The sequence below is a fragment of the Psychrobacter sp. CX90 genome, from assembly GCF_057396305.2.
On sequence record NZ_CM182008.1, the window covers coordinates 53,547 to 79,338 of the forward strand.

At 38.6% G+C, this 25,792-nt stretch carries 20 protein-coding genes; 11 read left to right on the forward strand and 9 right to left on the reverse strand.

Annotated features, from left to right (window positions below; genetic code table 11):
* Positions 1 to 403: 403 nt before the first annotated feature.
* Genes AC2SLN_RS00225 through AC2SLN_RS00235 form a run of 3 tightly spaced genes read left to right on the forward strand, consistent with a single transcriptional unit; the run spans position 404 to position 1,675 of the window.
* Positions 404 to 619: a hypothetical protein gene (locus AC2SLN_RS00225; protein ID WP_486548987.1), complete on the forward strand. Its 216-nt coding sequence runs from the start codon at positions 404 to 406 to the stop codon at positions 617 to 619.
* A 48-nt stretch (positions 620 to 667) separates the two neighbouring features.
* Entirely contained in the window at positions 668 to 1,156 is a 489-nt protein-coding gene (gene sodN, locus AC2SLN_RS00230) for a superoxide dismutase, Ni (RefSeq protein WP_486548986.1), read from the forward strand.
* Positions 1,157 to 1,198: 42 nt separating this feature from the next.
* Entirely contained in the window at positions 1,199 to 1,675 is a 477-nt protein-coding gene (locus tag AC2SLN_RS00235) for a S26 family signal peptidase (protein ID WP_486548985.1), read from the forward strand.
* A 43-nt stretch (positions 1,676 to 1,718) separates the two neighbouring features.
* Here the strand turns inward: AC2SLN_RS00235 and AC2SLN_RS00240 are convergent, their stop codons facing one another.
* Positions 1,719 to 2,597, reverse strand: coding sequence for a DUF72 domain-containing protein (locus tag AC2SLN_RS00240; protein WP_486548984.1), 879 nt, complete (start codon positions 2,595 to 2,597; stop codon positions 1,719 to 1,721).
* A gap of 124 nt (positions 2,598 to 2,721) precedes the next feature.
* Positions 2,722 to 3,159: a diacylglycerol kinase gene (locus AC2SLN_RS00245; RefSeq protein ID WP_486549096.1), complete on the reverse strand. Its 438-nt coding sequence runs from the start codon at positions 3,157 to 3,159 to the stop codon at positions 2,722 to 2,724.
* 658 nt (positions 3,160 to 3,817) lie between these two features.
* On the opposite strand from AC2SLN_RS00245, the gene hemA reads away from it, so the two are divergent.
* Positions 3,818 to 5,158 (forward strand): glutamyl-tRNA reductase, encoded by a 1,341-nt coding sequence (hemA, locus tag AC2SLN_RS00250; RefSeq protein WP_486548983.1) that lies wholly within the window; start codon positions 3,818 to 3,820, stop codon positions 5,156 to 5,158.
* Positions 5,159 to 5,443: 285 nt separating this feature from the next.
* On the opposite strand, the gene AC2SLN_RS00255 is transcribed toward hemA, so the two are convergent.
* Positions 5,444 to 6,064 (reverse strand): rhomboid family intramembrane serine protease, encoded by a 621-nt coding sequence (locus tag AC2SLN_RS00255; RefSeq protein ID WP_486531577.1) that lies wholly within the window; start codon positions 6,062 to 6,064, stop codon positions 5,444 to 5,446.
* A 403-nt stretch (positions 6,065 to 6,467) separates the two neighbouring features.
* On the opposite strand from AC2SLN_RS00255, the gene AC2SLN_RS00260 reads away from it, so the two are divergent.
* Positions 6,468 to 8,144: an OmpA family protein gene (locus tag AC2SLN_RS00260; protein WP_486548982.1), complete on the forward strand. Its 1,677-nt coding sequence runs from the start codon at positions 6,468 to 6,470 to the stop codon at positions 8,142 to 8,144.
* A gap of 414 nt (positions 8,145 to 8,558) precedes the next feature.
* Here the strand turns inward: AC2SLN_RS00260 and nagZ are convergent, their stop codons facing one another.
* Positions 8,559 to 9,629: a beta-N-acetylhexosaminidase gene (gene nagZ, locus AC2SLN_RS00265; RefSeq protein ID WP_486548981.1), complete on the reverse strand. Its 1,071-nt coding sequence runs from the start codon at positions 9,627 to 9,629 to the stop codon at positions 8,559 to 8,561.
* A 300-nt stretch (positions 9,630 to 9,929) separates the two neighbouring features.
* Here nagZ and AC2SLN_RS00270 point away from each other — a divergent pair, with 300 nt between their 5' ends.
* Positions 9,930 to 12,125, forward strand: coding sequence for a carboxy terminal-processing peptidase (locus AC2SLN_RS00270; RefSeq protein WP_486548980.1), 2,196 nt, complete (start codon positions 9,930 to 9,932; stop codon positions 12,123 to 12,125).
* 748 nt (positions 12,126 to 12,873) lie between these two features.
* On the opposite strand, the gene AC2SLN_RS00275 is transcribed toward AC2SLN_RS00270, so the two are convergent.
* Together AC2SLN_RS00275 and ygfZ are read right to left on the reverse strand one after the other, a co-directional pair.
* A complete protein-coding gene (locus AC2SLN_RS00275; protein WP_486548979.1) occupies positions 12,874 to 13,077 on the reverse strand; it encodes a CsbD family protein in 204 nt (67 codons plus the stop codon).
* 867 nt (positions 13,078 to 13,944) lie between these two features.
* Positions 13,945 to 14,673, reverse strand: a complete 729-nt coding sequence (gene ygfZ, locus AC2SLN_RS00280; protein ID WP_486548978.1) for a CAF17-like 4Fe-4S cluster assembly/insertion protein YgfZ — start codon at positions 14,671 to 14,673, stop codon at positions 13,945 to 13,947.
* 214 nt (positions 14,674 to 14,887) lie between these two features.
* Between ygfZ and AC2SLN_RS00285 the strand changes: the two genes are divergently transcribed.
* Positions 14,888 to 15,235, forward strand: coding sequence for a zinc ribbon domain-containing protein YjdM (locus AC2SLN_RS00285; protein WP_486548977.1), 348 nt, complete (start codon positions 14,888 to 14,890; stop codon positions 15,233 to 15,235).
* A 460-nt stretch (positions 15,236 to 15,695) separates the two neighbouring features.
* Here AC2SLN_RS00285 and AC2SLN_RS00290 read toward each other — a convergent pair whose 3' ends face one another.
* Positions 15,696 to 16,589, reverse strand: coding sequence for a DegV family protein (locus AC2SLN_RS00290; protein ID WP_486548976.1), 894 nt, complete (start codon positions 16,587 to 16,589; stop codon positions 15,696 to 15,698).
* Between the two features lie 423 nt (positions 16,590 to 17,012).
* Here AC2SLN_RS00290 and ppk2 point away from each other — a divergent pair, with 423 nt between their 5' ends.
* Entirely contained in the window at positions 17,013 to 18,125 is a 1,113-nt protein-coding gene (gene ppk2, locus AC2SLN_RS00295; RefSeq protein ID WP_486548975.1) for a polyphosphate kinase 2, read from the forward strand.
* A 201-nt stretch (positions 18,126 to 18,326) separates the two neighbouring features.
* Here the strand turns inward: ppk2 and AC2SLN_RS00300 are convergent, their stop codons facing one another.
* Positions 18,327 to 20,099, reverse strand: a complete 1,773-nt coding sequence (locus tag AC2SLN_RS00300; RefSeq protein WP_486548974.1) for an amino acid ABC transporter ATP-binding/permease protein — start codon at positions 20,097 to 20,099, stop codon at positions 18,327 to 18,329.
* Entirely contained in the window at positions 20,096 to 22,018 is a 1,923-nt protein-coding gene (gene cydD / locus AC2SLN_RS00305; protein WP_486548973.1) for a thiol reductant ABC exporter subunit CydD, read from the reverse strand. The genes AC2SLN_RS00300 and cydD overlap by 4 nt, the downstream gene beginning before the upstream one ends.
* 771 nt (positions 22,019 to 22,789) lie before the next feature.
* On the opposite strand from cydD, the gene AC2SLN_RS00310 reads away from it, so the two are divergent.
* The 3 genes from AC2SLN_RS00310 (at position 22,790) to cydX (ending at position 25,763) form a co-directional block, all read left to right on the forward strand.
* Positions 22,790 to 24,388 carry a cytochrome ubiquinol oxidase subunit I gene (locus tag AC2SLN_RS00310; RefSeq protein WP_486548972.1) on the forward strand — a complete coding sequence of 533 codons (1,599 nt, stop codon included), beginning with the start codon at positions 22,790 to 22,792 and terminating at the stop codon, positions 24,386 to 24,388.
* A complete protein-coding gene (gene cydB, locus AC2SLN_RS00315) occupies positions 24,381 to 25,517 on the forward strand; it encodes a cytochrome d ubiquinol oxidase subunit II (protein ID WP_486549095.1) in 1,137 nt (378 codons plus the stop codon). Before AC2SLN_RS00310 ends, cydB begins: the two co-directional genes overlap by 8 nt.
* Positions 25,518 to 25,619: 102 nt before the next feature.
* Positions 25,620 to 25,763 (forward strand): cytochrome bd-I oxidase subunit CydX, encoded by a 144-nt coding sequence (gene cydX, locus AC2SLN_RS00320; RefSeq protein ID WP_486548971.1) that lies wholly within the window; start codon positions 25,620 to 25,622, stop codon positions 25,761 to 25,763.
* Positions 25,764 to 25,792 lie beyond the last annotated feature (29 nt).

Consider the following 25,792-nt stretch of genomic DNA (forward strand, 5'->3'; position numbering starts at 1 on the left):
AATACATGTCCTAGCTTAAAACCTTATTAACCCTTAGTTAAATCAAAAAAGGATGCCTTAGAGCATCCTTTTTCTTGTTTATAGCTTAGCTAAATTTTATATATAATATTCTCAAACATTAATAATTATCATTTACATTTTCAATGATTCGGGTTATGGTATTTTATTCAGGTAAATTCAACCTTTTTTAGATTATGGGGGTATTAATATGTGGGTATTAAGAGGTTAAGCAGTTAATCGTGATAATCCTAAATTTTAATGTTTCAAAAATTAGCCCCTTTGTCGCAGCTCTGGTCTACTTCTGAATCCGCTCACAACAAACAACAATAATTTAATAAATCGTGCGACTTACCTTAATGTCCATCTGATATCTATCTAAGACACTATTACGAATGAGACTATTATGAAAAAACAAAGGTTCCCTCAGCTATTATCTGCCACAGTCATGGCTATATTTTCTTATGTTGTCATAGCTAACAGCGCAATAGCTCATCCAGGCCATGATCATGCTGCTAATGAGTCTATGCTTATGCATATTCTATTTTACGGTTCAATTACCTTAGCAATTGTTGTTTGTGGTTGGTTTGTTTATCGTCAGTTTGCGAAACAAAAAAAATAAAATAACAAAGTAGTAAAGCCACTTTAAACTTAATATAAGGAAGTTATTATGTTACATGCACTATTACACAAAATTGATAAAATGATACCCTTTAATCAAGTATCGGCTCATTGCGATATCCCATGCGGTATATATGACACGACCCCAGCTCAGATTTTTGCTTTAAGTGTACTACGTTATTGTCAACAAATTGACGGCCTAAGTGATAGCCGTGAAGACATGGCAAAATTTGTGCGTTTAGTCGAAGATAAAGAAAAGCATGCGGAATCTGTTAAACATGAAATTCGTATTATTTGGGGCGATTACTTTAAAGGTAACTTATTAGATAAGTATCCGAATATTCATAAACTGACACATGACATTATGCTGGCGGGCTCTGCCGCAAAGCAAAATACCAGTATTGAAAAAGCTGAAAAGCTAGTCGCCTTGGTCAATGAATTCGCTGAAGCTTTTTGGGATTCAAAAGGGATCGAAACGTATCGAGCGACTTGTCCCTATGAGCCAAAAGTCGAAACAGTTTATCCAAGGTTAGGCTAAGTTAAGCCAGGGTAATTTCCCCTTAAAGGAATCATCCACCTGATGAAGTTAAGTATTTTAAAAGTAACTGGTAGTAGCATGCACCCGTCTCTTGAGTCGGGTGCTTTTGTATTGGTATGGCAATCAAAACGGTTTAATAAGCCTATACACCTATTGAACAAACTGCCGTTTATAGGTCATTTTATAAGTCATTATTTAGCATTAGCAACAGCGCTTAAAGTCGGGGATATAGTGGTGGTCAATCATCCGAAATACGGACAGATTATCAAACGAGTCACAAAGCTTGATTATGCTATGGATAAATGTGCTATGCATAAATGTAGTGCGGTTAAACAGCAGCAACTCATTGATTTAAAGCCAATAACTTCAAAGCTATTAAATCTACAGTCAGCTAAGTCTCGATTGGTCAGGCTAAGGCTATGCGGCGATAATCCAGCGGCAAGTGTCAGTGAGGATGATATGGGGTGGGTAGATATTAAGTATGTTATTGGTAAGGTAGTGTATGTTATTGGAATGTAAGGGTTAAATAATTTCAGGTCTGACTAAAAAAATCAAAAGAAGGTCATAAAACTTTAAACTCTAAATCAGTCAAAGCATCTCGTAACATGGCTATATTATAATAAGCATGAGCTTTGGTTGAGTTTTGAAAAAATACATATAGCTCATCAAAGTGTTGGCGTTGGTTAGCAATCGCTTGAGCCCATGCTTTCATTTCGTCATTTGAATAACGATAATCATGGCGCTCACTGGCAGACATAACATTCCACCAGTTTAAATTATTGCCATGCATACGTAGGTAGCCAGTGCGTTTTCGACACTGATGAACTCTTGATTGATTATTAGTTTGAGTGAATAACAAACGCGAGTTAGGTAACCCATTTACTTTTGGGTAATCGACACTACACCAAATTAACCCATGTTCCTGAAAGCTGTGCTCAACCTGTGCAGTGTGCCAGCTGGCATGACGAAACTCAACCGCTAACGGATAATCACTGAACCAATCCGTTAATTTTGCTAAGTACAAACGATTGGCAACTGTTCTATCAAATCCATGCGGAAATTGAATCAGCAATGGTGCTAAGCAGTCTGCTTCAATAATTGGCTGTAGAGCACTAATAAATGCTGAGGCGTGTTCAGCCGTTGCATTGCGCGCATGACTAAAGCCCTGATGCAGTTTAATAGCAAATCTTATACGACCTTCTGATTTTCTGAGCATACCCTCGAAAGCTTTATGACCTATAGGCGCGTAAAAGGTGCTATTAATCTCAACCGCACCATACTGTTTGGCGTATTCAGCCAAAAAATCCGTTTTCTTTGTGCCAATAGGATATAGCGTTCCGAGCATATCAGTATCACTGTAGCCGCCTGTGCCTAGATAGACAGTAGGACAGATAGTAGTATTTAGAACGGCTGATGAGGCAGTCAATACTGGGGTACTCATGATATAAGCTCGTTAAATGAACATGATGTTAATGACAAATGCTGTTTCATAGGCTATGGCTTTCATTAATAATGTTTAATAGAGTATGACGTTATTCAATAACAAATATACAGCATGCCTTAAATTATACATAGGTTGACCAGAGTGCCATTATCCATAGTATGCTTAGCAGAGTTAATGCTAAAAACTGAGCTGCTGATCCCACATCTTTACCTATTTTCGCAAGTGGATGACGCTCAGTAGAAGTATGGTCAATACTGGCTTCAAGTCCTGTGTTAAAAAGCTCTACAATGAGGGATAAAAAGGAGGCAAATACCAAAACCATTTTAATGCTGATGACAAATGGAATAAACACCAGTGCGATAAACAAAACTAGATTTAACCAAAAGACTTGGCGAAATGCTGCTTCATTCTTATAAGCTGCTAAAAAACCATCTGTAGAAAATCTAGCAGCATTAAGAATACGATTAAAACCAGCCTTACCTTTTGCACTACTTGCATAATTTTCAACGGCTTTAGAGCCTAAGTTTGGTCTATGTTTATCATGCTTAGAATAGGACATTGATGGATTGCTCACGTTACGGTTCATTTGATTGTCATCTATTAAATGTAGTAATAATTATTAAAGGATGACTCTGTAGCTGAATTTTAAATGTATATTTGGGTCAAAACTATAAGTTGTTCATCTGACTGAACAATGAGTGATGGGAAACATCAGTGTCATTAACCGGTATTTTGTTGAATGAGTTATGTTTATATCAACTATATTATAGATTGGCTATAGTTTTCATGATTGAATTAGCATTCAATGATATAATTCACAGTTTTATTGCTTAGCATCAGAATTTATGGTGTAAATTTTGAATAAAGTATTTAATTGGCTAATAATTGTTAGAACCTGTATTTATAAGCGAAAGTTAGGGGATTTTTAAAATAATTCGAGTCAAAACGAGGCACCATTAAGTTAAATCTTGGGTTGAATAGTCACTCTATTTAATCCTAATTTTAACGAAGTAGTGGCTTATTCTAGGCGAAAATAGCCAATTATAGCTTATGAGACAGGTTCTTAGTAACTGTTGAATATTCAAACATTTAGCTATCAGCAGTCCTGATTTTTAAATATTTAACAGATCTTGGTTTAGTGATAAATATGCACTCTATAGCATGTTTGAACAGGCTGTGTTGTAAGCTTTCAACTTCGTTAGTTTGGTAAACTGTACATGAATTTTGTGGTCATCGGTGTTAATCATAAAACTGCGCCTGTCGCCTTGCGGGAGCGACTAGCGTTTGCGGATGATGATATTCGTATTGCCCAAGCAGAGTTGAAGAAAATTAGCGCTGGAAGCGTGATTATATCAACGTGCAACCGTACTGAAATTTATGCGTTAGCACCAGATACCGAGATGGCGAAGCGAAAATCGAAACATACTAAATCAACGGATACGACCACTCGTGCTGTTCATTCATTTGCTGAGCAGCTGACCCAGTGGTTAGCAGATTTTAAACACCTACCTCTGACTGAAGTACAACCCTACTTATATGATTTTATTGACTCTCAGGCGTTAACGCATTGGGTGCGTGTAGCGGCTGGACTAGATTCTATGATTTTGGGTGAACCTCAGATTTTTGGACAAATCAAAAAGTCAGTCAATCAGGCAAAAGCAGAGGGTTACCTTACCAATCATTTAAATTGGGTAGTTGAGCAGGTTTTTGCGGCGGCTAAGAGTGTGCGTAATGACACTGATGTTGGTACACAGGCAATCTCTCTTGGGTTTGCCGCTGCAAAACTGGTCACGCAAATATTTGATGATCCAACCGAGACTACTCTGTTAGTTATTGCTGCGGGCGAAATGAATCGTTTGGTTACTCAGCACATTGCAGAGCTTGGGGTGCGTCGCATTTTGATATGCAATCGCACACCTGAGCGGGCGCAACGGCTTGCTGCAGAGTTAAAACATCCTAATTTACAGATTGAAGTTCATCCACTATCTGAGTTATCAGAATTACTGCCTCATGCTGATATTGTCAGTAGCTGTAGTGGTAGCATGAACGTATTGATTGACAAAAAAATGACAAAACGTGCGCTAAAAATGCGCCGTTATAAGCCGATGTTAATGGTTGATTTGGCGGTACCTCGGGATATCGATTCAAGCGTTGGTAAGCTTGATGATGTTTATCTATACTCTATTGATGATTTGCAACATGTTATTGCAGGCAACTTGGAAAAACGTCGACAGGCAGCTGTTGAAGCTGAGCTATTGGTTAGTCACTTGGTGGTTGAGATTGAGCGACGCTATCAGGTACGCAAAGTGGGGCACGATATTTATGACTATCGTATGTTGGCGGAACAAAAAGCAGCAGATGTACTTGCTAAATCATTACATCGTTTGCATACCACTGAAGAGCCGGTTGAAGATGTAATGGCAGAACTAACACGTAGCTTGACACAAATGCTCTCTCATCCACCTTCCACCTTAATGCGTAAAGCAGCACGTGATGGTAACCCTGAGTTACTAGAAATGGTCATTTCAGGTTTAAAAGAGGCGTACCGTAGTAAGTAGGTTATATTAGGTCGTATATAATATAGCGTATAGCGGGCCAACATAAACAAGATACTTATAAAAAAAAGCACTTATAAAAAAAGCACTTATAAAGGCGTCTGACTTTATAAGTGCTTTTTTATGTCATTTAGACTGGCAGTCCGCGCTTATTATCCTTTAACTCAATCAAACTTAATAAGTGGAGTCGTTAGATCATTGGCAGTAATAGTTTTAACACGTTGATGGTTTCAACTGTATTTATTTATGAACTATATTGACAAATTAGGTGTTCTTTATGAGCAGTCATCAAAAGCTTGGGTTTAATAGAGCTGAAATAAAGTGCGGAATGACGTTTGGCTCTAAAGCTATCGTAGCAGCCATACCAAAAGCACCGCCCCATAAGTGAGCTAAATGATTGATATTGGAATTGCCTTTGTGATTGGCATAAACACTATAGCCAACATAAGCAATAGCAAAAACAATGGCAGGGATCGGGATAACCCCAAATATCAGAAGCGTACTCCAAGGTTTAATTAAAATAAAAGCAAAAAGTACAGCGGAGACACCTCCAGATGCTCCTAGACTTCGATAACGAGGATTGTCTTTATTCTGTAAATAACTCGGAATTATGGCGACGATAATTGCCAAAAGATACATAACAACAAAACCAAATCCGCCTAAATACTGGTTAAAAAAACTCTCCATAAATATACCAAAGGAGAACAGCGTAAACATATTAAACAGTAGATGGAAGCTGTCAGCATGAATAAACCCGTGCGATAAAAATCGGTACCATTGGCCCTTATTAACTTCTGGCGGATAAAAGATCAGTTTGTTTAACAAGGTTTTATTTTGCCATGCTAATAGACTGATAATAACGGTAATGACGACGATAATAGTTGTATGGTTATTTAATAAACGTTCCAATTAACTTCCCCAGTAATGGTTTAATTTGTATTATTCATGTATTTGTAACAAGGGTTAACTGACTATTAACCTAAATGTAACGGAGTAGATTTTAATTTCAGGTATTGTAATTCATAAGAATGATGAATAGATACTTAGTACTGAAAGTTTTAAGTAAATTGCTGACTTGTTTATAAGTGATCTTATAAAAAACTATTTGCTTATTTATTGATTTTACCATGTATATATGATATATGCTGGCATTGGTTTTATGATTAAGCAGCGTTCCAATTATTAATGATATAAGCAACTTATTAATGAGATATTTGTCATTGATTACTGCTTTATTAATAATAACTGGTTAGTTTACAACAGTATAATTTATCGTCATCATATATTTTTAATCAATTTAGGAGAATTTTTTATGGATGTTATCGGTCATTTAATACGAACCGTTACCCCTGCTGTTTTAGGTAATAATCGAGATCCAAAGAGCGAAAGTTTGCTTGAACAGTTTTACGCTATATTCGCAGCAAAATTAGCAGATGATGATTCATATAGTCATATTTCGACCCAAGAAGTATCTAATGACGACCTTGGACTATTTGATCGTGTTTGGACCGATGAGGCTCATAAAAACAGTATTACCCATGAACTTGCAGCGGCTAATAATGTTGAAGAGTCGTCAGTTAAAGGCTTAATTGCAACAGCAGCACCTCTGGTTCTTAACGAGTTAAAAACCTTAGCGGGTGCGACAACAGTACCACAGTTTTTAAGAAATAATCTATCTACATACCGTGACCTTATACCAGCTTGGGCAGCAGCAATCCTGCCCGCGGGTTATCTGGCAGGTCATCTTGACGAAGTAACCCCTGTTACAGGCGTTGATCCTACAGCTGCTCATGTTCAGACTGGCGAACGTATTTCTAATACTACAAGTACGGCACCCCTTCATCGTGAAGAAAAGAAAGAAAGTGGATTTTTAAAAGCGCTATTACCGATTATTGGTTTAATCATTTTAGGCGCACTGGCTTGGGCACTGTTAAAGGGATGTCAAGATAATCCGCAACCTGTAGCAGCACCAGCAGATACGGTTGAACAGTCAGCTGAAGAGGATGTTGCTGGCGAAACTTTATTAGAGCCAGCAGCCCTAACCCTTGCAACAGGAGAAGGCAGTGATCTGTATGCTTGCCGTATTAATGCAGGGAACGATGGGCTAGCGACTTCAGTCACGGATGCCGTTAAAAATGTGTTTGCTACTGAAGCGGATAAATGTCGTGCTGATATCAATGATGACTATGCTACTGATATGCCAGCTGCTGCTCATTTAGATAAAATCCTGCCTCTAGTTAAAAACACCCCTAACGCAAATGTCGTTATTAAAGGTAATGAAATCAGAGTAGATGCCCCAGATGCAACACAGCTAGATAAGCTTGTTTCAGATTTACAAGCCGCTGCGCCAGATATGAACGTGGTAGCAGAAGGCCCACTTAACTTAGACAATGAAATTCAATCTAGTATTGATGCGGCTACTGCTGCTATGGATAGACTAGGCGATAATCCAGATCCTAGAGATGTTGCTCGCGCTCTAAGCTTACAGGTAATCAACTTTGAAGTAGATAAAGCAATTATTCCTGATGTGAATAAAGCGGTTTTAGACCGTGCAGTTGATGTTATGAAGCAAGTACCTGAAATGAAATTGATGATTTTGGGTCATACAGATAGCCAAGCATCTGACGCCTATAACAATGAGTTATCACAGCGCCGTGCTCAAGCAGTGAAAGATTACCTTGTATCAAAAGGGGCCGATGAGTCTAAGTTGATGATCAAAGGTATGGGCGAGGCAGACCCAATTGCAACCAATGAAACTGAGCAAGGTCGTTTCCGTAACCGTCGTATCGAATTTAAAGTATATGATGAAACTATGGAGGCAGATAATGCCATTTTAGTCGCTGAAGACTCTAATGTTAAAGCTGATCCAGACATGAAGCCTCTTGATGCGAATAATAATGATGGTATGCCTGATCCAGACATGAATCCATTAGATGCTGATAATGACGATATTATGCCAGATCAAGATGATCCTTCTAAAACTCAATAATCTTTTAGAATTTAACAATCAGTAAATCATTGATCTTAAAAGTTAGTGGTTTAAAACTAACTGATAAATAATAAGATTAATTTGGAACCGCCTAACGCATGTTAGGCGGTTTTTTATGATAGTGACCCAACGATCAACTTGCTATTATTGAAATGATTTGAAGAAGAGACCTAAAAGTGATTTTAAAAGTGTTTTAAAGGAGTATAAAAGAGACTAAATCTTGATATTAAGCTTACAACAGTTACTTGGCAAACACAGATCGCTCAATCTACTATCTTGGGTAGTAGCGCAACCGTGCTTGATACTGAAATCTTTTAGACAACTTTGACTATACGGTATGAGACTTACTTAGTGGGTAGCAGGAACAATTTCCATTATTTTCATAAGGCAAGTTTTGATAAGGCAAGTTCAAAATTAACGACTATAGCTAGTAGGATCTTTTAATGGGTCATAGTTGCCATTGTCGTTAAAAAAAGCCTTGGTCACGTTTGCTTTTGATTTTTCCCAATATTCAAATTGTGAGCAGGTTTTCTCTAAGCTACCTAACCACTTTGGTATACCACTACGCATAGTGCCAAGACGGGTTTGATTGGGTTTGGGTAGGTCTTTTGCAGTTTGAATTGCGAGTAGCGCAGATTCTCTGTCATTACATACCAAAGCCATATCACATCCCGCAGTAAGCGCTGCAACAACCCTATCACCTACATCGCCTGCAACTTGCGCAGCCTTCATGGATAAATCATCTGAGAATAAGACCCCATCGAAGCCAAGTCGCTTACGAGCGATATCTTGTAGCCATATTTTTGAAAATCCCGCTGGTTTATTGTCTACTTTGTTAAAAATAACATGAGCAGGCATTAACGCATCTAACCAAGGCATACATTGAATAAAGGGCTGTAAGTCAACCGTTTCGATTTGTTCAAAACTCCGCTCATCGATAGCATCCGCTACATGAGAATCTGCAGCTGTAGCGCCATGGCCAGGGAAATGTTTTCCTGTCGTTGCCATACCTGCCGCTTTCATGCCCCGCATAAACTGCATAGATAAAGCCACTACGCCCTCAGTACGTTGATGAAAACTACGATCGCCAATTACCTGACTAATATTATCTATATCCAACACTGGAGCAAAGCTAATATCGATACCAACAGCCATAACTTCTGCCGCCATTAAATAACCACAGTCGTATGCTAAACTTAACGCCCTACAAGGATCCTTATTAAATAGGCTACCTAATTTACCCATTGCAGGAAGCGGGGTAAACCCTTGACGAAGTCTGGCAACTCGCCCCCCTTCTTGATCGACACCTATTATAATATGGCTGTCAATTTGGCGAATGTTATCGCACAATGCACGTATTTGTTCGGGCGTCTCAACATTTCGAGAAAACAAAATAATGCCGCCAACTTCAGGGTTTTTTAATACAGATCTGTCATCACTGCTTAAACAAATGCTTGCCACATCAATCATTATTGAGCCGAACATACTTATTACCTTTTGTATTTTAATCGATTAGCATACGCTATTTAGGAATAATGCTAATAGCTGATTTTAGTTAGTAAACCCGTTATCTTGAATTTAATAAATTTATAGTTTTACGTTTTTCTGAGTCAAATTTAACAACTATTTAAATCTATTGGGTTATTATTACAATAAAAGTTGCTAAGACCAAATGATATAACATTTGGTAAGAATGCTAATACAGTTTAAGACAGTCAATCTTCAAGTGTTATGCTAATATCTTCGCATAGTTGAGTGTTTATATAAAAAATAAGAGAGCTTTTCATGAATTTTAAACCATCACAATTGGTATTAAGTGTAGCTGCAATTGGTGTGGCAGGTATTGTCTTTTCTCAAAGTTACTCTATTGCTGCGGCTGCAGACTATGCCGAGTTTGTGGCCACCCCTGAGCAAAAACAAACCACTCGTCAAGTTGCTGCGCTGCTTGATAGAGGGCATTACTCTAATATCAGACTCGATGAAGAGATGGGTCGCAAAATCTTAAATATGTATTTTGATCGGTTAGATCCGAATCATACACTGTTTTTGCAATCTGATATTGATGAGATGACCGGACGTTATGGTGCTTCATTCGCTAGGTTATTGAAGCAAGGGGATTTGAGTGCTGCTCAGCAGGTATTTAATCGCTATCGTCAACGCTCAAAAGAGTTTTATCAGTTTTCTGATGCTTTTTTGAAAGAAGACATTAATTTAAATCGTAAAGATTATATTGTGGTAGATAGAGAAGAAGCGCCTAGATTTAAAACGAAAGATGAGCAGCGTAGTTACTGGGAGCGTCAACTGGCATTTCAGGTCATTAACCTGACCTTAGGTCAAGAAGAAGACAAAGCCCGTGATGAGCTTTATTTAAAAAACCCAGAGTTAACTCGCGGTAATGATTTAGTGCTGGGAGAAGATAGAACACCAAGTGAGATACTTTTAAATCGCTTAAACCGTCAGAAAGAGCAGATGGAGCGAATCAAAAGTGATGAAATCATGGAGTCTATATTAAATACGGCTACTTTAACCTATGACCCTCATAGTAATTATTATGCGCCTGTACAATCAGTGGAGATGAAAGTACAGTCTAGCTTGCAGCTTGAAGGCATTGGTGTATCTATCCGACCATATCGTAAAAATCCTGATTATACCCAGATTGTTACTTTAGTTGATGGCGGTCCAGCAGCGAAATCCGGTCAGATCCAGCCAAATGATCTTATTATCGGAGTGTCAAAAGATGGCGAAACAATGCAAGACGTTGTGGGTTGGTCAACGCGGGAAGTGGTTGCTCTTATTCGTGGTAAACGTGGGACCGATGTGACAGTTAAGGTAAAGCAGCCTAATAGCCCTGAATCTGCTGCTCGCAATGTGGTCATTACTCGTGATGTGATAGAGCAGGAAGACTCTGGCGTAGATCATCGTATTATTACACTGAAGCCTGATGGCAGTGATACAGAAAAACGCATTGGGGTACTTGAGATTCCAAGCTTTTATTTAAACTATCAAGCACGTCGTAATGGTCAGAATTATCGTAGTGTCAGCATTGATACTCAAAATGCACTTCAGGTTCTAAACAAACAACATATTGATGGTTTGGTAGTCGACTTACGGAATAACCCAGGTGGCTCGCTTGATGAAGTTGCCAAAATGCTGGGACTGTTCATTAAAGAAGGACCACTGGTTCAGATCCGTGATAATCGTGGTAATGTTCAGGTTTATCAAGATGAAGATGGTGGGAAACAATTATACACAGGCAATATGGTGGTTATTACCAACTTAGCTTCGGCATCTGCCTCTGAGATTTTTGCTGCGGCTATTCAAGATTATGGTCGTGGTTTAGTGGTAGGTAGCAGTACAACGGGTAAGGGCACCGCACAAATTCAGCTTGATAATTTAGCCCTTGGTTCTGCAACGCTGACACAGCGTAAATTTTATCGTATTACAGGAGGTAGTACTCAAAATAAAGGGGTTATACCTGATGTAAAGCTGGTAAATATTTATGAGGGAGCAGAGTTTAGTGAAAGTGATCAAAAAAATGCAATGGCATGGGATACTATAAAAACAGCGCCTTATAAGCCTGAAGGTAAGTTTACAAGTGAGACTTTAGCGACGTTAAATGATCAGTCATCTATACGTCAGACTACGAATCCTCAGTTTGTCTATTTAAATAGACTTAACCAAATACGTAACATGGAAGATGATAAGAAACCTATTCAACTAAATATTGATAATCGACGAGCGTATCAAAAAGAAATCGAGAATAAAACCCTGCAAGCTGAAAACGCACGTCGTATTGCTACAGGCGAAAAACCATACCCCAATTGGATAGCTTATCAGGCAGCAGTGGAAGCACGTTTTGAAGAAAGAAGCCGTTTAAAAGATAGTGAACGTCCTCAACTTCCAGAAAATGAAGCCTATGTTGTTGAAGCTGCGAAAATTATGTTAGCCGCTGATACGTTAAACTCAAAAAAAAATAAATAATTTCAATGTTAAATTCAGTTGAGGTAATATAAATAAAGGTAATGGCAATAGCATCTTGTTGTGTAAGCATATGCTTACACAACAAGACGCTATTGCCACTACTAATACTGCAGATAATTTGAGACTATAGCTCTACGGCATCAAGGATGATGACTCAAGGATTGAGCGCTCAGTAACGTGAGTACCGTATTATGGATAACTACTATTTGAACATTTATGTTAACTTACTGTTAACATGAGCGTTTGAAATAGCGGTCATGAGTACCAGATCTAGTATGATTTGGTGCGATGATAATTAGCAAGGATGTTAGTTCTAAGTTTTAATAACCTAGAACTGGTTTTAAGCAAGCCGAGCAGGATGCTCATTTATCATTTAATAATCTAGGATGGAATATTAAATGATAAGTAATTAGGATGATTAAAACAAAAGCCGTATGATTTAGATCATACGGCTTTGTTGTGTTTAGATAAACTGTGGGAGAGGTAACAAATTCATTTATTACCCCATGCAATGCAGGACAGAATTGGTATACTTATAGCAATTATAACTAAGCACGTATATAACTAAGCACCTATATAACTGATAGAAGTGCAATACAGTGATTAGCAATTTAATAAGTATATTAAAAATTAAAGACTACTCAATATTAATTAAAATTAGCCCTAAGGTTTAATCATATTTAAGATAACCATCAGTATGCTTTCAGTATGTCTATACAATATAAACGTTAATTAGACTAATAAACAGTTATAGGTCGTGTTTAGCGCGCCACTCACGAACTTCTTGTTCAACTTTATCTTTCGCTAAACCATAGCGTTCCTGAACTTTCCCGACCAATTTATCGAAACTACCTTCGATGTGAGATAAGTCATCTTCTGTCAGTTCAGCCCATTGCTGTTTAACGCTACCTTTAAGCTGGTTCCAGTCGCCTTTAATAGTTTCTTTGTTCATAGTAACTCTCTTCTTATGATCAGTAGAATTTGTTGTTATCAATATAAACATCAATATTGACTAGGCAAAGTCAGTTAAAGTTAATTAACACATTATTAATTAGATATTAATTAAATTAATTTATGCCTTAATTAATAATTGCATAATCTTTTATGCGATTATTATTATATAGACTATTGAATCAATTAACACTTCAATCTGTATGCTTCATGTTTGAGATAAGCTATAAATATTAGTGTTTTGGTAAAAATTAAAATCGAGTACAATCGCCTAGTTACCTTTGTAAGCATGGACTTACATATTTTATAATTTTACCTGTTATAGAATAATATTTGCTTTAAGAGTAGAGCACTTTTAAGAGTAGAACACTATAGGTAAAAGGATGACATTGCAAAATCACAGCAAGATAGCCTTCAAAAGATAAGGCTTGAGCCTTAATCAAACCATTGAGAAGGATGTTAGAGAATACCGATAAAAAAGGCGACTAGAACTGTGTAAAATAATAGGCAGGGACAATAACGGTAAATACTACTAAGTAGTAAAAGAGCGCTACTTACATAGGTCATTTATTTGCATACGTTATTTAAGAACCTGTCTTCACAACCTATAATTGGCTATTCTCGCTTAAAATAAGCCACTACTTCGTTAAAATTAGGATTAAATTCACGATTAAATAGAGTGACGATTCAACCCGAGCTTTTAACTTAATGATGCCTCGTATCGACTCAGTTTATTCTAAAAATTTCCTAACTTTGGCTTATGAATATATCTAATATTAAAGATAGCTTTAGAATATTATCAGGCTACCTTTAATTTTAATGATCTAAGTTTTAACGACCTAAGTTTTAATGCTCGGAATTTCCTGACTTAGCTATTACGTCCGACACTTACCTGTAAGGCTGATGGGAGATCTAAAACGTTCAGTTCACTTTCCGCTATGTGTTCGGGGCGAGCAACGACCAATGCTTCATATCCTGAGTCATCTTGATTGGCAACGGCATTAACTACTTGTATTTTATCTAAGGTGTTACCTGCGTTAGGTGTTTTTCCTTCTCCTTGGACTCGATGTAAAAAAGCTTTGGGGGCTGCCTTAAAGTAAATACGGGCAATCACTTCTTGTCCAAGGTAACAACCTTTGTCGTAATGCACGCCCCCACGTTGATGTAGACGCAGCTCTTGTGGCTGAAACATGCCTTGTGTGGCCTTGGTAATCCAATAGTTGCCTGTCGCTATGCTTTGACTCATCCAAGCCGATATATTTGATTCAGCTTCATTGGGCGTGAAAGTAGCTACTTCCTCTTTAACATAGGGGTAAATGTTCTCTGGCTCAGAGGTGGTAAATTTTGAAAATGCCCCAAATTTTTTTAGATGGCCTTGCAGGTCGGCCAAACAGTCCTCACTGATCACGACCATAAACTGTGTATCATCAATTTTCTTTACCCAGACGCCAAACTCTATCCGCCCTTTTAAATTAGCAATTGCTGTGGCTTGATATCTTGAATCGAGTTTATTGATATTAGCAGTAAGTTGGGATTGTAAAAAAGTGGCGACATCTGCACCTTGTAAAGTTATTTGTTTAAAAGTTGGTATGTTCATAGTTAGATATCCTAGTTTATTGTTTATTATTATGGTTATTAGCGTCGATTGTCAGTCCATATTGTATATAAAGATATTTGTTTGAGTAAAATACATATTTTCTAAATACACTCTACCTAAAAATGATAAAGGTATTGAGCGTAGTTAAGCAAAGTATTACCAATTAATATACAATACAAGCCAAAATTAACTCAACACTATTAGCGAGGATAAGATGAGCTTACCTAATTGCCCAAGCTGTGATTCAGATTTAACCTATGAAGATGGGGCATTATATGTTTGCCCAATGTGTGCACATGAATGGACAACTTCTGAAGCAGAAGAAGCTGAAGATGCAGCGCCAATTATCCGTGATGCCGTTGGTAATGAACTACAAGATGGCGATGCGGTAACCGTTATTAAAGATTTAAAGGTAAAAGGCTCATCCACCCCTCTTAAAGTAGGTACTAAAGCTAAAAGCATTCGCCTACTATATGATGCGCCTGACGATCACGATATAGATTGCAAGATTGATGGTTTTGGTCAAATGAAGTTGAAGTCATCAGTCGTTAAAAAGGCTTAGAGCCTTTATTCATAAGCTAAACTCAGAGAGTTTTAAGAATAAAATGAATCAATACAAGGCACTATTAAGTTAAAAGTTGGGGTTGAGTAGTCACTCTATTTAATCCTAATTTTAACGAAGTAGGGGTTTGCTTTAGGCGATAATAGCCAATGATAGGTCGTGAATACAGGTGCGAAGATCCAAGACAGTTAGGATTTATTGATTACTATTAATGCATAACTACTAACTAAATGAAACTATAAAAAACTACCATAAGTTAGCAATATCAGTCAATTATAGCGATACGGGAATTAAGTTTAGTAGCGTTCTAGCTTACGTTTACTCTTAAGGCTTAGGTAAAGCTAAGGCGAGATTTATAGCAGGTAATCATGAATCGACGGTTATACCTTTATAGAAATTATTAGATTCATAGAACCATCAATGGTACTAGATTGGTTGTCATTCAAGTATCAGCATCAATTTAGTAGAGTGTACATAGCCTAGCAGCATAGGGTATTTGCCCGTAAAATACACCTAGCCCAACCCCAGTGGGTCCATAATTGGTCAGCCCAATAGTTGAAGCGGGTACAACAGCAATGCTATTTATGCCTGTTTTTTTCTTAAGTAGATTGACGAATTGGTCATCTAAGCTTTTTTGGCCACTACTTAGTACATAGGCAAATGAGTCAACTCTTTGTACAATATCGCCTAATTCGTGAATAATATACTCTAGCGCTCTATTCAAATTGCGGGCTTTACTGACCGGAATGACTTGACCCTCTTGGGTGGCTTGTAAAATAGGCTTAATTCCTAATAAATTATTAAAAAAATCTCCAGATACATAGGGTTGATAGTTTGTTGAGTTCCGATTGAAACTTGCTAAATCTTCAACCGCAAATAACATCTGGTAGCTAGCACGCAGCTCATCCAAACGGTCTACAATCCTAGGCATACTATGGCCTTGATTCATTAAAGACTCTGCTTCTAACGCAAAGAGTGATTCGCAGCTGCCTAAGTCTTTGCAGTCATAGACCGTTATCGCCATGCTATCTTGAAAGCTTTGAGATACTTTTTTTATAAGGTTATAGCTATTACACATTGCTGAGGATAGGGTTGTAACAAAAACCTCTTTAACATTAGCACTCTGTAATTTGGTCAAAATTTCAGCAACTTCAATAGCAGGTGCGGATGCTATATATATAGGCGACTTACTTACTTCTTGCATCATATACTGCAAGGATTTAGTATTAATATTTTTGCCATCCACAAATTCCACATTATTGATATATATTCTTAGTTGAATGGTTTGAATATCACTCCGAATATTAAGATTATCAAGTCCAGTGGAAGAGGTGCTTAAAACGATGCGACTCATATAAGGGGTTCCGCTGCTTAGTAATAAGTATGTTAATCACATCTTTAACTAATAACTAAAGTTCTTACAGTGTATAAAAAATAATTATATATCATCCTAGTATATTTTAGTATGCCACCGATATTATCTAGATAATATTAATGGTTCATAGTCTAAGCTTGATTTTATCAAATGGATACTATCCGTCATCATTATTCAGTAATTTATTTTAGGTAATTGATGAGTAAGTTATCTTAGTTTCCCTTAAAACACAATAGTATCAATAGTCAATTATTTTTCATGACATTACTTGATTTAACATAATGCAATTTTAGAAATGTGATGACTTAGTCTTTAAAGGGTACTATATACTTTGCTCAATCTTGCTATAATAAATTAAAGGCTGAAAAGCTTTGAAGTTTTATTTATAACTGGAGGTGGATAATGTCTAGCAAATCAAAGAAAATTGAACACATTGATGATGACTATATTACAGATGAAAAAGGTATTGAAAAATACGAAACAAAAAAGAAAAAGTCTGGTGCTAATATAGCGACTAAAGAAGCTATTGATGACGTATTATTGAAAGATTTGAAAGAGGGTAATATCGATGGCATGTCGGAACATCTGCAATCGCTTATCGAAGATGCCTCTGCGGATGATTTAATTAAGCTTAAGAATTTATTTGCGAAACACGCCCTTGCTAACCATGTTAAAACAGGTTCTAAAAAAGATGACGAGTTGTCAGATAATTGGCGTGAAGGAGGATATCCTTATAAAAATCGTTTGTCACGTAAAAACTATGAAAAGCAAAAATATCATTTACAAGTTGAACTGTTAAAACTGCAAAAGTGGGTTCGACAGAACGATCAGAAAGTGGTTATTATTTTTGAAGGTCGAGACGCAGCGGGTAAGGGGGGTTCAATCAAGCGATTCATGGAACACTTAAACCCACGGAGTGCCCGAGTTATTGCCCTTGAAAAGCCTACTGAGCGTGAAATGGGTCAGTGGTACTTTCAGCGTTACGTACAGCACTTACCTACATCGGGTGAGATGGTGTTTTTCGACCGTTCTTGGTATAACCGTGCCGGTGTTGAACGTGTTATGGGCTTCTGTACTGATGAACAGTATGAGGTGTTTATGAAGCAAGTACCAGATTTCGAAAAACATCTTATCGAATCAGGCATTCACTTAATTAAGTTCTGGTTTTCAGTTAGTCGTGATGAACAGCGTCGCCGATTCAAGCAACGTGAAGCCCATCCTTTAAAACAGTGGAAATTATCACCCATTGATATGGCCTCATTGGATAAGTGGGATGATTATACCTTAGCTAAAGAAGCAATGTTTTATAACACAGATACTGCCGAATCGCCTTGGATTGTGATTAAATCCGACTGTAAAAAGCGGGCTCGTTTGAATGCCATGCGTTATGTTTTAAATAAGCTGTCGTACGATGGTAAAGATATGAAACAAGTGGGTAAACCAGACCCATTAATCGTTGGTCGTGCTGGTGCATTGTATGAGCTAGGCGAGAAAGATGATTTAGCGGTTGCTTAAATAGATGTATTTCACATACCTTATAAAATACCGCCTAATTTGAACCAAACCCCATAAGTTGGACACAACTTATGAGGTGTTTTTATGCGAATGCTAACGGATTTTGACGTCATATAACCTGGAGTCATAAGCCTACTTTGATAGTGTTTTTCTTAATGATACGCCTTTCGCAGTCATTAGATTTAATAATAGTTCCCTGATTTAATGTGTAAAAACACCTTCTTTTAACCTTAAGATATCTACGCTACCCATATCCCAATCTTGATGGCTGACAATTACTAAAATATCATCTTTTTGATGTTTTTGTATATTCTGCCACACCTGATTCTGAGTTTTATTATCGAGGCCAGCAAAAGGCTCATCGAGTAGTAAGACACGGCGTGGTTTTAACAAAAGCCTCGCTAGAGCGATACGCCTTGCCTGACCACCTGAAATAGCAGCGCCATACTCACCGAGAGGCGTATCTAAACCTTGCGGCTGTGCCTGCCGCCAATTTGCTAATCCCACTTTTTCTAACGCTTCAACAAGTTCATTATCAGTGGCATCAGACTTACCTAGACGTAGATTAGCGGCTAAGCTTTGGTCAAAAATATCAAGCTGTTGACCCAAATAACCAAGTTGATCTTGCCACTCATAATCCTGCCATAGGGCACCATTTAAGAGGACTCTACCAGAAAGAACAGGCAGTTCGCACGCTAACATGTGTAGCAATGTAGATTTACCACAGCCAGATGGCCCTTTAATAATAAGAGGTGTGCCTGAGACAATATCAATATTCACATCTTGAGCACCCACCAAAGCATTAGGGATTTTCGCATAGACATGTTTTAACTCAGCATACGATTTACCTTTGGGTAATGGTGTCAATGGATTATTACTCCCTTTTTGTTCAGGTTGATTCACAAGCTGCTGGGCTTCATTACTCTCTGGAGAGCCGGAACTAGGTGTTAAAAGAGCGTTTAAGCGGTTTTTAGCGGCAATACTATTACCGAGTGATAAATAGTGCTGACCTAATGGTACAACGACTTCTTGAATACCTAATAAACCAAGGGTAACAGCGAGTACTAAGGGGACATCAATCGTTGAAGGATCTAGTTGACTTTGCGACTGTTTAGCGGCCGTAAATAACACCACCATTAAGCTTATATAAAACAGCCACTGGATGCCTAACATATAAAATGAGCGTCTTTTTTGTGCCTGCCACTCAAGCTCTTGTAAAGCAATATCTCGATCGGTATAGGGCTTGGTTTGGGCCTGCCATTGTTGCCATAGTAGTAACTGTGTGATGATAGATAACGGTGCGAGAAGTTTATGGCGGCGAGATTCAGATATTGCTACCATCTGTTGGGCTTGATTAATACCCAAAATAGTGCCAAGTAGAGGCAATATCAAAGCGAATGCCAATAAAGAGAAAATAATAAGTTTTACTGGCAAAGGTAGTGGCAATACTATACCAATAAATAATGCTAATAAGACAACAGTAAGAGTGCTAATTAACCAAGGCGAAACGACACGCAAAATAAATTGATCAAGTTTATCAATATCACTGACTAATCTATGCATATATTGTGAGGCATGTAGTGCATGACGTTGTTGGGATAGGGGTAGAGCAGCCATTTGATTAAAAAAGCGCAGCCTAAGTGTTTTCAATAAGTCAAATACTGCATGATGAGATACCATAAGTTCACCATAGCGGCCAGCAGTTCGAGCGATTGCTAGCATACGAATAATACCAGCAGGCAACATGTAATTAAACGTATGTGAACCTACTGCAACCATGCCTGCTAGAGCGGCACTAGTAATGAACCATCCAGAAACCATTAATAGGGCTATCATAGAGAGGGTAAAAACGAGACCTAAAATCCACGAAAACACCCATAAATCCAGTGATGGTTTAAACATATCCCGTAAGCGAAATACGGGCTGGATGCCTTGATAGCGGTTGTTTTTTATAGTCTCATTAGATTGGTTCATCTAACTACTCCAGAATTTGACAACGCTAGGGTAGCAGAGGTGTTCTGAACCGTAGGCTGACCATCAATAGACGAGGGCATAGACAACTTAACGACTTTATCAATCCAGTCTAATTGCTCAACTGCATGCGTGACCCAAATGACGGTTTTATTTCTGCTAACGTGCTCTAATAAACGATTAATATGTTGTGCGGTATCTGGATCTAAATGCTCTGTGGGTTCATCAAGCAGCCAAAGGCTATCGTCACGTAGTAAAAGCTGGGCAATACCTAAGCGTTGTTGTTGCCCCCCTGATAAGCCTTGTCCCCTATCGCCAAGTTGGGTATCCATACCGTCTGGCAACCGTTGAATTAATTGCCATAACCCTACCACTTCAAGCGCATTAATTAATTCTTGTTCCGTTGCATTGGGGTTTGCTAAGAGCAGGTTATCACGTATGGTTATGGGCATAAGTGCTACTTGCTGAGCGAGATACCCCACATTTTGACGTATCATATCAGTATCAATAGCTTGGTAAGGGAAACTTTGAGTACTATCAGAACTTACTAAGTAAATGTCTCCCTCATATTTAACAAATCCCATTAGTGCTTGTAATAAGCTAGACTTACCGCTACCACTATCGCCGACCAAAGCCACTCTCTCGCCTGCTTTAATATCTAAGCTGACAGGCGCTAAGCGGGTTCTGTAAATGGGTAAGTCACTAACGTTTTTGTTTGATTCTGCCTTATGACTGTCATCTGCTGCTGTTAATATGGAACTATGAATACTTAGATGACGCAGTTGTAGTCCGAATGCTTTAGAAACATCAATGGTGTTAGACGTCTCGTCTTGATTAGCGGCTTTATGGTTGACAATGCTAACTGTGGACGTGCCGTTACTATCTATTTGGGACGATTTAGCTAACTGAGCTTGTTCGGCGGCAGTAATTATTGGTAGTAAGCTCTGCACAGCACCTTCTGCTTGTGCTTTTGCATGATAATCTGCCCCTAACTGGCGCAGCGGTAAGTAGAATTCAGGCGCCAGTAATAATATAAATAAAGCAGAAAAATAGTGAACAGGTATGTGACCTTTATCCCAAGGTAAAATACCTATCAATCCAAAGCCAAGATAAACCGCTACCAAAGCAATACTCAGTGCTGCTAATAGCTCGAGTACAGCGCCATTTAAAAACGCAATTTTTAGTACATCCATAGTACGGCGCCGATAGTCTTCACTGCTCACTGCAAGGTTGAGACTTGCTGTTTCAGTCGCTTGTAATCTTTTTAGGGTGGGCATACCGCGTACCCAGTCTAAAAAGCGCCCGCTTAACTGGGCTAGAGCGGTAAATTGATCTGCACTTTTACGTGCGGTTAAATGTCCGATTAAAATCATGAAAATAGGGACTAATGGTGCTGTCATCAGCAGTAGTATTGCAGCCAATAAACTTTGAGAGGCTACTGCGATTAATAAAATAAGGGGCGTGCTTGTAGCCACCTTTTTTTGTACGCTGAAGCTACTTATAAATCCATCTAGCGCATCGGTTTGGTCGATTATTTGGCTAGATAAACTGCCATCGCTACCAAAGTGTTTTAAATTGGGGCCGAGAGCTGCCATAGTTGTTAATAGAGACTCTCGCAACTGGCTACGTAATTTAAGGCTAGCACGGCTACTGATTAACTGTCGTCCGCTATTAAGTAAAGGGCGCATCGTAAAACAAAATATAAGCCCTAGAAACCAGTAGTTAGAGACATCAGTTGATAAAGGAAAAGCATTGAAGTAGTTGGTAAGCCATGTACTAAAAATGCGAGCAAGCAAATAAGCCTGCCATACAAATAAGAGTGTGCTGACTACGGTAAGTAACCAAGCTAAATTGAGTGGACGACTGACCGTAGAGACAAGTTGCTTTAAAAACCGTTTTTCGGCGTTTGAGAGAGTTGCCATAAGGTTGTCTATCGCAAAGGATTGGCTACATATGTAGCAAGAGTTTTTTATGTGTTATTGATTATAGAGACATACCTACTATTTTCAACAATGATTCGTACGATATTTGATGCGTCAAGTGGCGTTACTCATTCAAGTTTTAGATTGTCTAACTAGGTGTATTTAATCTTGATTATCAATCTTGCTTTATTTACCACTCAATAGTGACTGATTAGTGTTCATTAATTTTTTATCTTCTTCTCAATATCGGCAGTAAACTGTTTGTTCATACACCCTATCACTAAGGTTATAAGCGGTTATAAGCGACATGGGCACAATTGCTTAACTTAATGGATAAGCGTTAGCCCATATGAAGGTTTTAAATAGTTGAACAGGTTAGCTTTTTAGTTCTTGAGTTAGGGTATGGCAAATAATATACTAATATGTATATTATCCGTTAAATGTATATTAGTCTATTCTCACTATATAAATAAGCATCTTATTAAATTGTGAGGTGTTGATAGAGTCATTTATTATTGGCTTCTTTAAAAATAGGGTGGTTTAGGGTGTAAATATGCCAGCAGCATATATATTTATTGCCGAAAATAATCACTTTTAAAGTCGTTAAATCTTATGGGTATCTAGGGCTTACAGTAGGGTTGAAAGTTAGATCATATAGTTAGTTAGAGGGATGATGGCTTTACGACACAAGGGGCATGTAAAAGTTATTTTCTTTATTCAACTAAGTATTGTTTAACCATCTATTAGGCCCTTCTTTTTAGGAGGTTTAGTATGATTACTGAACATCTAGTAGATATATCCCGCTTGCAGTTTGCGGTAACTGCACTTTACCACTTTTTATTTGTACCTTTAACCTTGGGCATGGTTTGGATTCTGGTTATCATGGAGTCTGTGTATGTCTCTACGGGTAATCAAATATGGAAAGATATGACCAAATACTGGGGAAAGCTCTTTGGTATTAACTTTGCATTAGGGGTAACAACGGGTATCACCATGGAGTTCCAGTTTGGTACTAACTGGGCTTATTATTCACACTATGTGGGCGATATTTTTGGCGCACCTCTGGCAATTGAAGGTCTCATGGCATTCTTTTTAGAGTCTACCATGGTGGGTCTTTTCTTTTTTGGTTGGGACAGACTTTCACGAGCCCAGCATCTTGTGGTAACTATGTTAATGGCGTTAGGTACCAATTTATCAGCTCTATGGATTTTGATTGCCAATGGTTGGATGCAAAGTCCTGTTGGTGCAGCGTTTAACTACCAAACCATGCGAATGGAAATGGTCAGCTTCACTGAGATCCTATTTAATCCAGACGCTCAAAATAAATTTGTGCATACGGTATCGGCGGGCTATGTGGCTGCCTCCATGTTTGTTCTATCAATTTCCGCACTTTACTTGCTGAAAAAACGAGATGTAGCATTTGCAAAGCGTAGCTTTCAAGTTGCTTCAGCATTCGGTATTGCCTCAATTCTAAGTGTCATTGTATTGGGAGACGAATCGGGTTATTCAATCGGCGCTGCACAGCAGACTAAAATGGCAACTATTGAAGCGATGTGGCACACCGAGCCAGCCCCAGCGGCGTTTAACTTAGTTGCCGGTATTAATGAGGCAGAAGGGAAAAACGATTGGCAAATCCAAATACCGTATGCAATGGGTATTATAGGTACCCGCTCTTTTGATAAAGAGATTCCGGGTATTCATGACATTAAAGAAGTTAATCGGGAGCGTATTCAACATGGTATAGCTGCAGTCGGGCTACTTGAACAACTGCGTGAAAACCCTAAAGATGAGACGTTAAAGGCACAGTTTGAAGTCGTAAAAGATGATCTGGGCTTTGGGTTATTGCTCAAGAAATATACCGAAGATGTGTCACAAGCAACCCCTGAAATGATTCAAAAAGCGGTGGACGATACGATTCCTTCAGTGCTGCCTATGTTCTGGTCTTTTCGCGGTATGGTAGGCCTAGGCTTCTTAATGCTCGCTCTATTCATAGTCAGTATGTGGTCTACCGTTAAGGGTACTTTTGCTGAGAAAAAATGGTTATTAAGATGGGCAGTGATTATGCTACCTGCCCCTTGGATTGCCATTGAACTAGGCTGGTTTGTAGCGGAATATGGGCGTCAACCTTGGACTATCTATGGTGTGCTACCTACTCACTTATCAGTGACAAACTTTAGTGTGGCTAATGTCTATGGGTCACTGGCTGGGTTTGTCGGTTTCTATACGATTCTACTTATCATTGAAGTTTACTTAATGGTTAAGTATGTAAAGCTAGGGCCAGCAAGTTTAGGTACCGGCCGTTATGATGGTGAGACACCACGTGATGTTACTCCTGTTAGTGTTAAAGAGGAGATCGACCATGCTGTTTGATTATGAAACCCTGAAAATAATTTGGTGGTTACTTGTTGGCGCATTACTTATCGGCTTTGCTATTATGGATGGGCACGATATGGGTGTGTGTTCTCTGCTCCCTTTTGTCGGTAAGAATGATGATGAACGTCGTGTCATTGTCAATACAATAGGTCCTCATTGGGAAGGTAACCAAGTCTGGTTTATCACTGCTGGTGGTGCCCTATTTGCAGCTTGGCCAATGGTATATGCATTGGCATTTAGTGGCTTTTATTGGGCAATGATGGCGGTACTGTGGGCATTATTTTTCCGACCAGTTGGCTTTAAATATCGCAATTTGATTAAAGACCAACGGTGGCGTAACGCATGGGACTGGGGTCTGTTTGTTGGCTCATTCGTTCCAGCAGTGGTGTTCGGTGTGGCGTTTGGTAACCTATTTTTAGGGGTGCCGTTTAGTTTTGATAATACGATGCGGTCAACCTATACCGGTACGTTCTGGAATTTATTAAATCCATTCGCTATCCTCTGTGGTCTGGTTAGCGCCACTATGCTTATTATGCAGGGGGGTACTTTTCTGGCTCATCGAACTGAAAATGGAATTCAAGCACGCACAAAGAAATACACCATGATCACTGCGGTAGCGATGGTGGTATTATTTGTTGCAGCAGGTTTCTGGATCCAGTCTATTGATGGCTACGCTATTGTATCGCAAATTGATCCCGCTGCTCAGCCGAACCCACTAACCAAAGAAGTGGTGCTGCAATCTGGTGCATGGATGGCAAACTTTGAGACGTACCCTTGGGCATGGGCATTCCCAGTACTGGGTGTAGTGATGCCGTTGATAACAGTAGCGTTATTAAAAGTAGGCAAAACCTTAACCGCCTTTGTCACTTCAAGCGTTGCTGTTCTTGGTGTCATTATGACAGCGGGTATTGCTTTGTTTCCATTTATTATGCCGTCATCAACCTATCCAAGTGCCAGCTTAACTATTTGGGATAGTGTGTCTAGTCATCTTACTTTGATGATTATGTTATATGTGGTGGTTCTATTACTCCCGCTCGTCGTTTTTTATACTGGCTGGGCCTATAGTGTGATGCGCGGTAAAGTTACCGTTGCTTATATACGTGAAAATGATCATACCGCATATTAATACCAAACCAAAAGCTAAAGGAGCTTGGTCAAACTCGTTTAGCCTTAATTTTGGCCATTGGTATAACTAAATTTAAATATAAGATTAAATGGAGAACACTATATGTGGTACTTTGCTTGGATATTAGGATTAGGTTTTGCCGTCCTCCTTGCCATTGTTAACGCTATATGGCTGGAAAACGAGCAAGGTCGTCTGGATTCTGTTAAGGCCGAAAGGGAACGTAGAAAAAACCTGAATCATGACTAATGATTGTCATTCAATTACCGTGAAATTTT